Source organism: Thioalkalivibrio sp. AKL17, assembly GCF_000377885.1.
In the GTDB taxonomy this organism is placed as follows: Bacteria; Pseudomonadota; Gammaproteobacteria; order Ectothiorhodospirales; family Ectothiorhodospiraceae; genus Thioalkalivibrio; species Thioalkalivibrio halophilus.
The window spans coordinates 91122-105536 of sequence record NZ_KB898765.1; the positions used below are offsets into that span (position 1 = coordinate 91122).

Here is a 14415-nt window from a genome sequence, read left to right on the forward strand (position 1 = left end):
GGGAGGCCGGCCCTCCGGCCGATTGTGCGTCCGGGCAATCTCCTGCGCCGGGTCGGCTCCTGCGCCGGGTCGGCCAGAGGCTGGCCTCCTACGACGGACGGAACCCTGCCCCCCGGTAGGAGGCCGGCCCTCCGGCCGATTGTGCGTCCGGGCAATCTCCTGCGCCGGGCCGGCTCCTGCGCCGGGCCGGCTCCTGCGCCGGATCGGCCAGAGGGCTGGCCTCCTACAGGGCGAACCCTGGCCCCCGGTGGGAGGCCGGCCCGCCGGCCGATTTCACGACCGGGCGTGGTCGAACCAGCGGCGCAGGGTGGCCACGTCCACCATGTCCCCGTCCAGCGCCACCCCGCCCAGCGACCGCGCCGGGGCCCCCGGTTCGCCAAAGCCGTCCAGCACGGCCAGCGCCCCGGAAAAATCCTGGTCGCGGGTGTAATCGTTGGTGGTGACGACCACCTCCAGCCCGGCATCACGGGCCGAGCGCACCCCGTTGTCCGAATCCTCCAGCGCCAGCGCGTCCGCGGCCGTCAGGCCCATCTCGGCCAGCGCATGGGTGTAGATGTCCGGGGCCGGCTTCTTCGCCGGCACGATGTCGCCGGCGGCGATCACCTCGAAGCGCCCCGGCCCCTCCTCGCCCAGGGTCGCGCGCAGCAGCGCGGTCACGTTCGCCGGCGTGGTGGTGGTCGCGATCGCCAGGCGCAGACCGGCCGCGGCGGCCTCGTCCAGCAGGCGCTCCACCCCCGGGCGCAGCGGGATCGCGCCGCCCTCCAGCATCGCCACGTAGTGGCGGGTCTTGGCCTCATGCAGGGCCCGGATGCGGTCATCGATGCCCGATTCCTCCAGCACTCGGGGGTGGTCTTCCGTCAGGTACTGGCGGATGCGTTCCTTGCCGCCGGTCACGCGCAGCAGCTCGCCATAGCGCTCCATGCTCCATTCCCAGTCCAGTCCGGCCTCGGCAAAGGCCCGGTTGAAGGCCACCCGGTGGCCGTCGCGCTCGGTGTCGGCCAGGGTGCCGTCGACGTCGAAGATCAAAGCCTGCAGGGATGCCATGAAAAAACCGCCTCCGCGCGTAAATCAGAACATGTTAATGGGATGAAATGATGGCACACCACTTGCTCGTGCCCCCCTTCTCTGGTACTAAGTGCGCCTTAATTTCGAGCCGGAGAACACCCAGCATGGCTGAAGACGCCAACGCCAAGCCGTCCACGAAACACATGGTCGCCGGAGGCATCGCGCCCTACGAGCCGAAGCCGGACGAAGAGTACATGAATCCGGACCAGCTCGAGCATTTCCGCCAGCTTCTGGAGGCCTGGCGCGAAGAGCTCGCGCAGGAAGTGGATCGCACGGTGGGCCACATGCGCCAGGACGCGGCCAACTTCGCCGATCCGGCGGACCGCGCCACCCAGGAAGAAGAGTTCGGCCTCGAACTGCGCGAACGCGATCGCGAACGCAAGCTGAGCAAGAAGATCGACGAGGCCCTGCGCTCGATCGAGAGCGGCGATTACGGCTACTGCGAGGCCTGCGGCGTGGAGATCGGCATTCGTCGGCTGGAAGCGCGGCCCACCGCGACGCTGTGCATCGACTGCAAGCAGCTGGCCGAGATCAAGGAAAAGCAGATGGCGTGACGGGTCCCGGTGCGGCCCGCACCGGGCCGCACCCGCCCGTCCCCCTGCCCGCCCGGCATGTCATCCGCGCCCGACCGCCCGTACGTCGGCCGCTTCGCGCCCACGCCCTCGGGCCCCCTGCATGCCGGTTCCGTACTCGCCGCCGTCATCTCCTGGCTGGACGCCCGCGCGGTCGGCGGGCGTTGGCACCTGCGCATCGATGACATCGACCTCCCGCGCGTCCGGGCCGGTGCCGAGGATGCGATCCTCGCCACTCTCGACGTCCTCGGCCTGGGCTGGGACGGCCCGCTCACCCGCCAGTCGAACCGCGACGACGCCTACGCCGCGGCCGTCGACCACCTGCTGCAATCCGGCCATGCCTTTGCCTGCGCCTGCACCCGGCGCGAGATCCGGACCGCCGGCGTCGCCGGCTGGGAAGGCCCGGTCTATCCGGGCACCTGCCGCCCGGGGCTGCCCCGGGGACGCGAGGGGCGCTCGCTGCGTGCCCGCGCCGCGACCCGTCACTGGACCGTGGAAGACCGCTTCCAGGGCCCCCTGTGCCTGGATCTGGAGGCCCTGGGCGGGGATTTTGTGATCCGCCGTGCCGGCGGGCTGCATGCCTATCAGCTGGCGACCGTGATCGACGATCACGAACTGGGCGTGACCGACGTGGTGCGCGGCATCGACCTGCTGGGGTCCACCGCACGCCAGCTGCAGCTGTATGCGGCGCTGGGGCTGGCCCCGCCGGAGCATGCCCACCACCCGGTGCTGGTGGGTGGTGACGGCGACAAGCTCTCCAAGCATACCGGCGCCGCCGGGGTGCATGACGATGCGGCCCGCCGGGTGCTGGCGCGGATCCTGGAGATCATCGAGCTGACGCCCTCGGATCCGCTGTGCCCCGATGCCCCGGAGGTCCAGCTGAATGAGGCCCTGAACCACCTCGCTCGGCGTCCACTGGCCCGGCGGCTGCCGCCTGCCAGCCACCTGCCCTGGCCCGACGGAGAAGCCTGACATGGACACCTCGCACGGCGTCCTGATCACGCTGCTGGGCGTGCTGCTGTTCCTCGGCCCGCCGGTGCTGTGGCTGGCCGGAGCCGCGCCGGCCTGGTGGTGGCCCTTCGCCATCTGGGCGGGCTTTGTCGGCGTGGTGGCACTGGCCACCGGACGGCGGCGTGACCCTTAGCCTGGGCCTCATCTATGCGGTGGGCGTGGCCTACCTGGCGATCCTGTTCGGCATCGCCTTTGTTGCCGACCGCAGCTCGCGGGTCGGCCGTCTGGCCGCCAGCCCGTGGGTCTTCAGCCTGTCGCTGGGGGTGTACGCCACCTCCTGGACGTTCTACGGCAACATCGGCTTTCTCGCCGAGCAGGGCTATCTTTACCTGACCATCTATCTCGGTGTGACCCTGGCCTTTGCCGCCACCCCGTGGCTGCTGCGACCGCTGCTGCGCCTGACCCGCGAGCAGCAGCTCACCTCGCTGGCAGACCTGTTCGCGTTCCGCTACCGCAGCCGCCTGACCGGGCCGGTGGTCGCGCTGTTCATGCTCGCCGGAGTCCTCCCGTACATCGCCCTGCAGATCAAGGCGGTCACCGAATCCGCCGCAGTACTGACGGCCGAGACCCCGCCCCACCTGCTGGCGCTGGCGTTCTCGGTCACCATCGCCGCGTTCGCCATCCTCTTTGGTGCCCGCCACATCGCCCCGCGCGAAAAACACGCGGGGCTGGTGCTGGCCATCGCCTTCGAGTCGCTGATCAAGCTGATCGCGATCCTCGGCATCGCCGGGGTCGCGCTGTTCGCGGTGTTCGGCGGACCGGCCGGACTGAACGAATGGCTGGACGCCAACCCCGGGGCCACCGAGGCACTCTACGCCCCGGTGCGCGAGGGCGGCTGGTTCGCGATGATGGTGCTGGCCTTCGCCGCCGCGTTCCTGCTGCCGCGCCAGTTCCACATGCTGTTCACCGAAAACATCGATCCGCGCGCCCTGAACCGTGCGGCGTGGGCGTTTCCGGCCTTCCTGCTGTTGCTGAACCTGCCGATGCCGGTGCTCTACTGGGCCGGCGAGGCGGCCGGGCTCGCGATCGACCCCAACTACTACGCCATCGGCATCGCCGGGTGGCTGGACTCGGCCACGCTGGCGCTGCTGGTGTTCATCGGCGGGGTCTCGGCAGCCAGCGCGATGATGATCGTGACCACCCTGGCCCTGGCCCACATGGGCACCAATTACCTCACCCCGATCGGCCGGCTACAGGAAGACGACGCGCCGGGCAGCAACCTGTACCGCCGCCTGCTGTGGGCCCGCCGCACCTGGGTGGTACTGATCATCGGTCTGGGCTACGCCTTCTACGGCGTGCTGCAGGTGGTCGAAGGGCTGGCCGAACTGGGCCTGATCTCGTTCGCCGCCGTGGCCCAGCTGCTGCCGGGGCTGGCCGGGCTGCTGTTCTGGAACCGGGCCACCCGCTTCGGCTTCCTCGCCGGCCTCGGTGCCGGCATCCTCGGCTGGATGTTCACCCTGGTGCTGCCACTGCTGGACACCGCCGGCATCCTGCCCGGCCTGCCGGACCCGCGGAACTGGCTGCAGGCCGGCCATCTCGACCCCTGGACGTTCGCCCTGACCCTCAGCCTGGGGGTCAACGCGCTGCTGTTCGTGGCGGTATCCCTGCTGACCCGGCCCAATCCGGAGGAGCGCGAGGCCGGCCGTGCCTGTTGCCCGGGCGACGCCACCGCGGGAACCGCCGGCGGGCTGCCGCTGGCCGGTGACGTGGGCGAGATGGAGACCGCGCTGGCCGCTACCCTGGGTCCGGGACCGGCGCACCACGAGGTGCAGCGGGCGCTGGACGAACTGGGCCTGCCGCGCCACACCCGTTCGCGCAGTGATCTGCGGCGCCTGCGCGAACGCATCGAGCGCAACCTCTCCGGACTGCTGGGGCCGGTGCTGGCACGCATGATCGTCGACCAGCACCTGCGCCTGGACGCCGCCGGCCGCCATACCCTTGGCGAGAGTCTGCGCCGGGTGGAGGAACAGCTGGAGACGCGCGCCCTGCCGCTGTCCGGGCTGGCCGCCGAACTGGATGCCCTGCGCCGTTTCCACCGCCAGATCCTGCACGAACTGCCGTTGGGCGTGGCCAGCCTGACCGCCAGCGGCGAGATCACCGGCTGGAACCAGGCCCTCGGCCAGCTGACCGGCATCCCGCCGGACACCGCCACCGGGCAGCCGCTGGACAGCCTGCCGCGACCCTGGCGGGGGCTGCTGACGGCGTTCATCGAGAGCCCCGACCGACAATGGTACAAGCTGCATCTGGAACTGGAGGACGGCGGGCGCCGCCTGAACCTGCACAAGTCCGACCTGCTGGATTCCGAGGGGCGGCGCGAGGGACGCATCATCCTGATCGAGGATGTCACGGACCGCGCCCAGCTGGAGGCGGAGATCGCCCACAGCGACCGCCTGGCCTCCATCGGCCGTTTCGCCGCCGGGGTCGCGCACGAGATCGGCAACCCCCTGACCGGCATCGCCTCGCTCGCGCAGACCCTGCCGCTGGAAGACGACCCCGACGAGATCCGTGCGATCGCCGACGACGTCCTGGCACAGACCCGTCGCATCAACGACATCGTGCAGTCGCTGATCACCTTCGCCCATGCCGAGGAACCGGCCGGCAGCCGGTTCGAAGACCTCGACCCCGCGGAACTGATCCACGAGGCCATCCGCCTGACCCGGCTGGCCGGCCGCAAGGACCTGCACTTCGTGACCTCCGGGCTGGACGCCCCGGGGCTGCAGGTCCGGGGGGCCCGCGGGCCCCTGCTGCAGGTCTTCATCAACCTGCTGACCAACGCCGAACAGGCCTCGCCCGAGGGGGCCACGGTGCGCGTGGGCGCGGAACGCCGCGACGGACGCGTCCGGGTGGTGGTGGAGGACGAGGGCACGGGCATCGAGCCCGACAGCCTGGACCGGCTGTTCGAGCCCTTCTTCACCACCAAGCCCACCGGCCAGGGTACCGGGCTGGGGCTGCCGGTCGCCTACTCCATCGTGCAGGATCACGGTGGTACCCTGACCGCCAGCAACCGCCCCGAGGGCGGCGCCCGCTTCCTGCTCACGCTCCCCGGAGGAGATCCGTCATGACGCGCATCCTGCTGGTGGACGACGAGGCCCCGATCCGGCGTGCGGTGAGCCGCTATCTGGTCCACCACGGCCTGACGGTGGACACCGCGGAGGATCTCGCCCGGGCACGCGGGCTGCTGGCGCGCGGCGAGCCGGACCTGCTGCTGGCCGACCTGCGCCTGCCCGACGGCGAAGGCACGCAGCTGCTGGGCGAGACCCGCGCGCCGGTGGTGATCATGACCAGCTACGCCTCGGTGCCGTCGGCGGTGGAGGCGATGAAAAACGGCGCCGCGGACTACATCGCCAAGCCGTTCGACCACGACGCCCTGCTGCTGACCCTGCGGGCCACCCTGCGCCGACGCGCCGGCGCGCAGCCCGACGCGGACGCGGAGCGGGACACCGGCAGCGACGACCTGGGCCTCAAGGGCGACAGCCCTGGTATCCGCCACCTGCGCGAACAGATCCGCCGCATCGGACAAACCGAATCCACCGTGCTGCTGCGCGGGGAATCCGGCACCGGCAAGGAACTGGCCGCGCGGGCACTGCACCGTCTGGGGCCGCGGGCCAACGGTCCCTTCGTCGCTGTCAACTGCGCCACCATCCCCGAGGGCCTGGTGGAGGCGGAGCTGTTCGGCCACGCCCAGGGGGCCTACACCGGGGCCGTACAGGCCCGCACCGGCCTGATCGCGAGTGCCCACGGCGGCACGCTGTTCCTCGACGAGATCGGCGAACTCGCCCCGGCCGCCCAGGCCCGCCTGCTGCGCTTTCTGCAGGATGGCGAGATCCGGCCGGTGGGATCCAGCGAGGCCCGGCAGGTGGATGTCCGGCTGCTGGCCGCTACCCATCGTGACCTCGAGCGCATGATCGCCGACGGCGGCTTCCGCGCCGATCTGTATTACCGCCTGCGGGTGCTGGAACTGGCGATCCCGCCCCTGCGCGAACGACCGGAGGACATCGAAGTCCTGGCCCGGCATTTCCTGGCCGAACGCAGCTCCGCCGGCGGCCCGCCGGAGCTGACACCGGCGGCCCTGGAGCTCCTGCGCCGCCATGACTGGCCCGGCAACGTCCGTGAGCTGGCCAACGCACTGGAACGCGGCGCGGTGCTGGCCCCGGAAGCACGTATCGAGCCCGCGCACCTCGGCCTCGATGCCAGCGCGCCAGCCGCCAGCGGCCCCGCGTCCCCGGAGCCCCCGGCGAGCACCAGCCTCAACGACTACTTCCGCCAGTTCGTGCTGGAGAATCAGACCCGCATGAACGAGACCGAACTCGCCCGTGCCCTGGGCATCAGCCGCAAGACCCTGTGGGAACGCCGCCAGCGCGAGAACCTGCCGCGCCCGTGAACGCCGTGACTGCCACGCCCGCCGAACGCCGGGTCTTCTTTGCCCTGTGGCCGGACTCGTCCACCCGCGATGCCCTGCATGCGCGGGCCCGGGAACTGCCGGGCCCGGGGCGTCCGGTACCGCACGCCCACCTGCATCTGACCCTGGCCTTTGCCGGCACCGTGGATGCGTCGGTCGCCGAGGCCCTGGCGCAGGCCCTGCCGGCGTTCCCGGCACATGCCGTGGACCTGCACCTGGACCGCTACGGGCATTTCCGCGGTGCCCGAGTCAGCTGGATCGGGCCCTCATCCATCCCGCCGGCGCTGGAGACCCTCGCCAGCGCCGCGGCCCGGGCCTGCCGTGCCGCCGGGGTCCGGCTCGAAGAGCGCCCGTTCCACCCGCACGTGACCCTGCGCCGCCACGCGCCGACGCCGCCCGAAGTCGAGGCACCGGCCGTCCCCGTGGTCTGGCATGCAAACCATCTGGTGCTGATCGAATCCGGTCGTGACGGCCACCCCGGCCCCTATCGCGTGCTGGCGGAGCGTCACCTGCTATCTTCAAGTAATGCATCCGACGGAGGCGACCGATGACACACGACCATTCCCCGATCTCCAGCTCGATCTCCGGCCTGTTCCGCGGTCTGGCGCTCCTGCTCCTGCTGGCCCTGGCGCTGCCCGCACTGGCGGACAAGCCGGGCGACGATCGCGCCATCGACGGACTCGAGGAAGGACGCATCCTCTGGGACGTGACCCTGGGCGATCCCGAACGCCTGATCGCCCGTCTGGACGTGATCCTCGAGACCCGCGAAGACATGCAGCGCCAGGGCCTGGAACCGCACATGATCTTCGCCTTCCGTGGCGGGGCTGCCGGACTGGTCGCGGAATCCACCGATCATCTCGACCTCGCCGACGCCGACGCGGTCGAACGCCTGCACGACCGCCTGCAGGACCTGCAGGGTCTCGACAACGTGCACATGGAGGCCTGCAGCATCGCCACCCGGCGCTTCGATCTCGGACAACGGGACCTGCTGCCCGGCATCGAGCTGGTCGGCAACACCTTCCTGTCCATCATGGGCTACGAGCGGCAGGGGTACAGCACCATCCGCATCGACTGACACCACCCCGCCCAACCCTGGTGCTCCAGGGGTCATGCAGCGCCCCGGCCAACACTGGTATGATCCGAATGGCCGGTGGTCGGCACGGGGGGAAGGCCTTGGCGCAACTGGAGATCACGACGCTCGGGACCGAGCGGGTCAGCGTGGACGACCGCGAGATTCCGGCCCTGTCCGGGACCAAGGCCGGGCTGCTCCTGATCTATCTGGTCGCCGAGAGCCCCCGCCGTGTCCCGCGCCGCGAACTGGCCGAACTCTTCTGGCCCGAACTCGATTCCAACAACGCCCGCGTCAATCTGCGTCAGGGCCTGTTCCAGATCCGCCGCCACCTGGGCGACACCCTCGCGGAAAACCTGCAGGCGGCGACCCGCGACGTCGGCTTCCGGCTCGACGATCGCTGCCACGCCGATTTCCTCCGGATCACTGCCGAAGACACCTCCCTCGCGACCGCGTACGTCGCTCCGCCCGAAGCCAGCCCGGATGACGCCCTGAACCTTGCCGACCGCGAGCTGGCACGCCTGGGACTGTATCAGGGGCATTTCCTCGCCACCGACGCGGTGGCGGAAGGACTGCCCCGCCTGGAAAACTGGGTGCGACAGCAGCGCGAAGCCCTGTGGTCGCATGCGCGCGCCTCGGTCGAGCGCCTCCACGAATACCTGCGTCGCGCGGGCGAACCGGAGCGCGGGATCCGCGAGATGCGTCGCCTGCTGGACCTCGCCCCGGCGGACGAGGCCCTGAATGCGGTGTTTCTGCGGACCCTGCTGCTGGCCGGCCAGCCGGCACGTGCCGAAGAACACTATCGCCGCGTCGAACAGCTCCTGGAAGAAACCGACGGCTACGCTCCCGGGCCGGCGCTGACCGAAATCCGCGAACAGCTCGAACGCGCGCGCGATGAAGGTGCCGCGCAGTGGACCGACCGCGCTCCGGCCTCTGCCATCGGCCTGCGCCAGGAGCGCCGCCGGCTGGTGCTCGTGGTCTGCGATCTGCGGGTCCCCGAACACCTGGACATCGAAGAACAATGGGAACGGATCCGCACAGCGCTGGAAACGCTGGACGCTCTGTTGCTGGCGCATCACGGCCACGTAGTACGCGCCCCGGGACAGGGCCTGCTGGCATATTTCGGCTACCCGGCCGGGCGCGAGGAGGCCATGATGGACGCGGTCCGGGCGGCCTGGCAGGCCCTGGGCACCGCGCCGTCCGGGGTCGAACTGCGCGCGGCGGTGGACATCGACACCGTGATCACCGGTGACGACCCCGACATCCCCGACCCTGCCGGCCGTTTCACCGCACGCGTCCAGGCCATCGCGCGTTCCCTGCGCCCCGGCATCCTGTGGGTGTCGCCCGAGCTGCGGGAAAACCTCGAAGGTTTCTTTGAATTCCAGCCCTGGCGCGGACGTCCCGGCGGCTTCCGGGTCATCGACGACCCGGGTCCGCGCGACCGCGTGGATGCACGCCCGGCAACCCGCCAGGCCCCGCTGTCCGGCCGCGATACGGAACTGCGCCGCCTGCGGGGCGAATGGGACCGGGCGCGTCGTGGCGGCTCCCGCTGGGTCCTGATCCAGGGCGAGGCGGGCATGGGCAAGAGCCGTCTGGCTCGCGGCCTGGCCGATCAGGTGGATGGTCACGGCGTGGTCCGGGCCCTCAAATGCCGCGAGGACACGGCCCGCCAGCTGCTGGCCCCGGTACGCCAGACGCTGGGACGATGGGCGGCCACACGCAACCGCCAAGTGGCGGCCGAACGCCTCCTCCGCAGGCTCCTGCAACGCCACGGCGAAGCTGCGGAAAAAGCCGCCGCCATCGCCGGCTGGCTGACCCGGCCCGCCACGCCGGACCATGAACTGTTCGGCTCCGGAAACGTCGACCGCGACCACCTGCTCGACGCCCTGGTGGACCTGACCCTGACCGGCATGCGCGGCCGGGCTCTTCTGCTGATCGTGGATGACCTGCACTGGATGGACTCCGCGACTTCCGATTTCCTGCGGCGACTGAACCACCGCAGCCGCGATGCCGCCCTGATGGTGGTGCTCACCGCGCGCATGAGCTATCGCAGCGAATGGCGCGACGTGGAGATGGAGTCCATCGTTCTGCAGGGGCTGGACAATGCGGCGGCCGGGCATCTGGTGGCCGCGCTGGACCCCGGCCAGGCCCTGCCACGCGCGGTACGCGACGAACTGGTCGCGCGGGGCGAGGGCGTCCCCCTGTTCCTCGAGGAGCTGACCCGCTTCGCCCTCGAACACGGGCACCCGGGCACTCCCGGCGATGAACTGCCCCCCGGCCTGAACAACCTCCTGATCGCGCGCATGGAACAGCTGGGTCCGGCGCGCGAACTGGCGCGTGCGGCAGCGGTCATCGGGCGCGATTTCAGCGTCAACATCCTGGCCCGGCTGCTCGAACGCTCCACCGATGACGTACGCCAGCAACTGGGACTGCTGATGCGCAAGGGGTTTGTCGAACCCGCCGGCGCCTCCGAGGGGAGCCTGTTCCGTTTCCGCCATGCGCTGTACCGGGAAAGCGCACTGGAAGCCATGCTGCGTTCGGAGCGCTCCCGGCTGCACGACCGGCTCGCGGATCTGCTGCAGGAAGAGGCGGAACGTCCGTACGGCACCCCGGCCGGCGGCCGGGTCGCGCTGCACCTGCACCAGGCCGATCGTTACCGCGAAGCGGTGACCCACTGGCTGCAGGCCGGTGAACAAGCCTTTGCCCGCGGCATGCTGCCGGAGGCGGCGCAGCACTTTCAGGATGCCCTCGACTGCCTCCAGAACGACCTTGCCGACAGTGCTTCGCTCAACGAGGCCGACACCCTGCGAGCCCTCAGCGGGCTGGGATCGGCCAGCCTGGCGCTGATGGGCTACGGCTCGCGCACGGTCCACGGCCTGTTCGAACGCGCGGCGGAGCTGTCGCGGCCCGAGCGCGACCCCGTGGAGCATTTCCGCGTACTGTGGGGGCTGTGGCATGGAGCCGGATCCTGTCAGGGCTTCGACGAAGCCGCCCGCCTCGCGCACGAAGCGGAGATGGTGGCGGAGCGTTCGGGTGATCGTCTGCTGCGGATCGCCGCCAGCTACGCCCAGGGCAACACCTGCTTCTGGACCGGGCACTTCCGCCAGGCCATGGACCACCAGACAAGGGCACTGGAGCTCTACCAGCCGCGCGATCACGCGCACCTGATCGCCCGCCACACCGAGAACCCCGCCATACTGTCACGCGCCTTTTTCGCCTGGACGCTGCTGTTTTCCGGCAACCACGAGCGAGCCTGGGTGGAGATGGACCGGGCCTGCCAGCACGCCGACCAGCTCGATCACCGGCCGACCCAGGCCTTCGTTTACAGCTTTCGCTCGGCCCTCGGCTTCTTCGCCGACCGCCCGCACGAAACACTGGCGGCCTCGCGCAAGGCCCACGACATCGCCGAGGCCTACGACTACCCGCTGTGGCGTACCGGGGCCATCGCGGTGTCCGCCTGGGCGCGCACCCGCCTGGGCGATGACCAGGCCGTGGACATCATCCGCGAGCAGGTGGAGATCATGCGCGGCGTGATGGACGGCGTCAGCACCCTGTTCCGGCTGTTCCTGCTGGACGCGATCCGGCGCGGAGCCCCCGATCCGCAGGAATGCCTGACGATCGCCGATGCGGCACTGGCCAGCTCGCTGCAGCGCGGCGACCGCTGTTTTCAGCCGACCATCCGGCTCCAGCGTGCCCGCAGCCTGCTGGAACTCGCGCACGGGGCGGATCCGGAGGGGTGGCAGGAACTGGAACGGGCACGCGCCGATGCGCGGGAACAGGGCAATCCCAACGTGGAGCGTCTGGTGCTGCTCGAGGTCGAACGGCATGCCCGCGACCCCGACTGGCGGCAATGGGTGGCCCGCAGCCTGCGCCAGGTCGACCAGTGCATCATCGGCAACCCGGGTGCCGAGGCCCTCAGCCACGACCTGCCGCGCGAGGCCTGATCCGCGCGGCTCACACCAGGTTGCGAAGCCAGCCGCGCAGCATGTAACGGATCAGGGCCAGCAGCAGCACCGCCACCACCGAGAACAGCACATGCGGGAGCGACATCCCGAGGATGGCGAACGCGATCGCGTTCCCGGCCGCCGGCGGATGGGCCGTGTCCGAAATGAGCATCACCAGACTGGCACTCGCCAGCGCGGCCCCCGCCGCCATCGCGAGGGCGGCATCGCCGTTGCCGAACACGCCCGCAGCGTACGGTACCGACCACAGCCAGCCCACTGCGATGCAGAGGACGTGCCCGCCGATCAGCCGGCGCGCGGTGGCGGTCGGATAATGCGGCATCGCGAAGGTAATGAACGCGCTGGAACCAATGGCCGCCACCACGACCACCTCGGTGACCATACCCAGTCCCGCCACCAGCCCCGCGATCACCAGAAATGCCACACCCACCTGCTGCAGGTAATGCTGCGGATGCCGGAAAAACTGACGGTCTATGAGGTAGAATTTCACGCTGCGGTTTCCGGGGGAGTGGCGGAAGCCGAAGTTTAGGCAAACACCCAACGGGGGTACACCTCCGGATTTTCTGGACGGCCACGCCGGTCCGGTCCATTATTCTGCCAAAGGGGGAATGGCGGGAAGTCCTGCCGGGCACGCGGATCGCGCGCGTGGCCGGTGGTCACCCCGCGGGGAAGGCGCCATGACGCACAGCAACGAGCAAGCCCGGGACGACCTGCTGGAACGCGTGCGCCGGCTCAACGAGATCGGGATTGCGCTGTCGGCCGAACGCGACAAGCCGCAGCTGCTGGAACAGATCCTGAGCAACGCCCGGGCCCTGACCGGTGCCGACGCCGGATCCGTGTATCTGCTGGATTCCGACCGCCAGGAGCTCGAATTCGCCCTGGTGCAGAACGATACCCTGCGCCTGCACCTTGGCGGTACCGGCGACCCGGTGGACGGCAAGCTGCCCCCGGTCCCCCTCCACCATCCGGACGGCCGACCCAATGACCGTCTGGTGGTGGTGTGGTCGGTACTCAATGACCGCACTGCGAACATCGAGGACGTCTACCGCGAACAAGAGTTCGACTTCTCCGGCACACGCGACTTCGACGAACGCACCGGCTACCGCACCTGCTCCAACCTGACCGTTCCCCTGCGCAACCACGAGGGGAACGTCATCGCAGCGCTGCAACTGCTCAACAAGACCGTGGACGGCGGCATCCGGGCGTTCGACGAACAGGACCGGGATCTTGCGCGGTCACTCGCCTCGCAGGCCGCGGTGGCTCTCACCAACCAGCGCCTGATCGACGAGCTGCGCGAACTGTTCGACCACTTCGTCCAGGTCATCGCCACCGCCATCGACGCCAAATCGCCCTCCACCGGCGCCCACTGCCGCCGGGTCCCCGAGGCCACCCTGCTGCTGGCCGAGGCCGCCAGCGAATCCGGCGACCCCGCGGTCCGCGATTTCCGGTTCGGGCCCGACGACTACTACGAACTGCGCACCGCCGCCTGGCTGCATGACTGCGGCAAGGTCGTCACGCCGCATCACGTGATGGAAAAGTCCACCAAGCTGGAAGGTATCTTCGACCGCATCGACGAAATCGGCGACCGGGTCGAGGTCCTCGCACGCGACCACGAGATCCGGCAGTTGCGCGAGGCTCTCGCCCGCCAGCCCGGCGGCAGCGAAGCCCTGCAGGAGGTGGATCGCGCCAGCGCCGAACGCCGCGAGGGCCTGAACCAGGACCTCGAATTCCTGCGCCGCTCCAACACCGGTGGCGAATTCATGACCGACGAGGACATCGCCCGTATCGAGGCCCTCGCCCACCGCCACTGGACCGCGCTGGATGGCACGCAACGTCCATTGCTGGACGCAAACGAGGTCCGCAATCTGTGCATCCGGCGCGGCACGCTCAACGACGAGGAACGCGGGATCATGGAGGGCCACATGACCGTGGGCATGCAGATGCTGGAACAGCTCCCCTTCCCGCGTCACCTCCGGCGGGTCCCGGAGTACGCCCTGGGCCACCACGAACGCATGGACGGACGCGGATACCCGCGCGGCCTGACCCGCGACCAGCTGTCGATCCCGGCACGCATCATGGGCATCGCCGACGTGTTCGAGGCGCTGACGGCTCCCGACCGCCCGTACAAGAAGCCCATGCCCCTGTCCCAGGCACTGACCATCATGGGACGCATGGTCGAGGACGGCCATCTCGACCCCGACCTGTTCCGGGTGTTCGTCGACGAGGGCGTGTACCGGCGCTATGCCGAACAGCAGCTCGACCCACGCCAGATCGACGAGATCGACACCGACCGCCTCCCCGGGATCCAGCGTCCCTGAACCCCGCGCACGGAGATCG

Annotated in this window: 11 protein-coding genes; 9 read left to right on the forward strand and 2 right to left on the reverse strand. The window is 70.0% G+C overall.

What is annotated here, in order from left to right:
- Positions 1-273 precede the first annotated feature (273 nt).
- On the reverse strand, positions 274-1044 hold the full coding sequence (locus tag D577_RS0103660) for an HAD family hydrolase (RefSeq protein WP_018946221.1): 771 nt from the start codon (positions 1042-1044) through the stop codon (positions 274-276).
- A 125-nt stretch (positions 1045-1169) separates the two neighbouring features.
- On the opposite strand from D577_RS0103660, the gene dksA reads away from it, so the two are divergent.
- From dksA to D577_RS0103700, 8 genes are read left to right on the forward strand one after another with little or no spacing between them, the layout of a single operon-like run.
- Positions 1170-1619 carry an RNA polymerase-binding protein DksA gene (dksA, locus tag D577_RS0103665; RefSeq protein WP_018870927.1) on the forward strand — a complete coding sequence of 150 codons (450 nt, stop codon included), beginning with the start codon at positions 1170-1172 and terminating at the stop codon, positions 1617-1619.
- 57 nt (positions 1620-1676) lie between these two features.
- The gene (gene gluQRS, locus D577_RS0103670; RefSeq protein ID WP_026288892.1) at positions 1677-2609 is read left to right on the forward strand and encodes a tRNA glutamyl-Q(34) synthetase GluQRS; all 933 of its coding nucleotides are present in this window, start codon (positions 1677-1679) and stop codon (positions 2607-2609) included.
- A gap of 1 nt (position 2610) precedes the next feature.
- Positions 2611-2781, forward strand: coding sequence for a hypothetical protein (locus tag D577_RS14335; RefSeq protein ID WP_018870925.1), 171 nt, complete (start codon positions 2611-2613; stop codon positions 2779-2781).
- A complete protein-coding gene (locus D577_RS0103680) occupies positions 2771-5710 on the forward strand; it encodes a sensor histidine kinase (RefSeq protein WP_018946223.1) in 2940 nt (979 codons plus the stop codon). Before D577_RS14335 ends, D577_RS0103680 begins: the two co-directional genes overlap by 11 nt.
- Positions 5707-7029 carry a sigma-54 dependent transcriptional regulator gene (locus tag D577_RS0103685; protein WP_018946224.1) on the forward strand — a complete coding sequence of 441 codons (1323 nt, stop codon included), beginning with the start codon at positions 5707-5709 and terminating at the stop codon, positions 7027-7029. The genes D577_RS0103680 and D577_RS0103685 overlap by 4 nt, the downstream gene beginning before the upstream one ends.
- Positions 7026-7598, forward strand: a complete 573-nt coding sequence (gene thpR / locus D577_RS0103690; RefSeq protein WP_018946225.1) for an RNA 2',3'-cyclic phosphodiesterase — start codon at positions 7026-7028, stop codon at positions 7596-7598. The genes D577_RS0103685 and thpR overlap by 4 nt, the downstream gene beginning before the upstream one ends.
- Positions 7595-8122: a hypothetical protein gene (locus tag D577_RS0103695; protein ID WP_018946226.1), complete on the forward strand. Its 528-nt coding sequence runs from the start codon at positions 7595-7597 to the stop codon at positions 8120-8122. The genes thpR and D577_RS0103695 overlap by 4 nt, the downstream gene beginning before the upstream one ends.
- Positions 8123-8181: 59 nt before the next feature.
- Positions 8182-12060, forward strand: coding sequence for an AAA family ATPase (locus D577_RS0103700; RefSeq protein WP_081618805.1), 3879 nt, complete (start codon positions 8182-8184; stop codon positions 12058-12060).
- Between the two features lie 10 nt (positions 12061-12070).
- On the opposite strand, the gene D577_RS0103705 is transcribed toward D577_RS0103700, so the two are convergent.
- The gene (locus D577_RS0103705; RefSeq protein WP_018946228.1) at positions 12071-12568 is read right to left on the reverse strand and encodes an HPP family protein; all 498 of its coding nucleotides are present in this window, start codon (positions 12566-12568) and stop codon (positions 12071-12073) included.
- Positions 12569-12755: 187 nt separating this feature from the next.
- Between D577_RS0103705 and D577_RS0103710 the strand changes: the two genes are divergently transcribed.
- Positions 12756-14396, forward strand: a complete 1641-nt coding sequence (locus D577_RS0103710) for an HD family phosphohydrolase (RefSeq protein WP_018946229.1) — start codon at positions 12756-12758, stop codon at positions 14394-14396.
- Positions 14397-14415 lie beyond the last annotated feature (19 nt).

Excerpts from the sequence above, each read along its gene's own strand:
- D577_RS0103660 (WP_018946221.1), bottom strand. The coding sequence starts at position 1,044 with ATGGCATCCCTGCAGGCTTTGATCTTCGACGTCGACGGCACCCTGGCC.
- dksA (WP_018870927.1), top strand. The coding sequence starts at position 1,170 with ATGGCTGAAGACGCCAACGCCAAGCCGTCCACGAAACACATGGTCGCC.
- gluQRS (WP_026288892.1), top strand. The coding sequence starts at position 1,677 with ATGTCATCCGCGCCCGACCGCCCGTACGTCGGCCGCTTCGCGCCCACG.
- D577_RS14335 (WP_018870925.1), top strand. The coding sequence starts at position 2,611 with ATGGACACCTCGCACGGCGTCCTGATCACGCTGCTGGGCGTGCTGCTG.
- D577_RS0103685 (WP_018946224.1), top strand. The coding sequence starts at position 5,707 with ATGACGCGCATCCTGCTGGTGGACGACGAGGCCCCGATCCGGCGTGCG.
- D577_RS0103695 (WP_018946226.1), top strand. The coding sequence starts at position 7,595 with ATGACACACGACCATTCCCCGATCTCCAGCTCGATCTCCGGCCTGTTC.
- D577_RS0103700 (WP_081618805.1), top strand. The coding sequence starts at position 8,182 with ATGATCCGAATGGCCGGTGGTCGGCACGGGGGGAAGGCCTTGGCGCAA.
- D577_RS0103710 (WP_018946229.1), top strand. The coding sequence starts at position 12,756 with ATGACGCACAGCAACGAGCAAGCCCGGGACGACCTGCTGGAACGCGTG.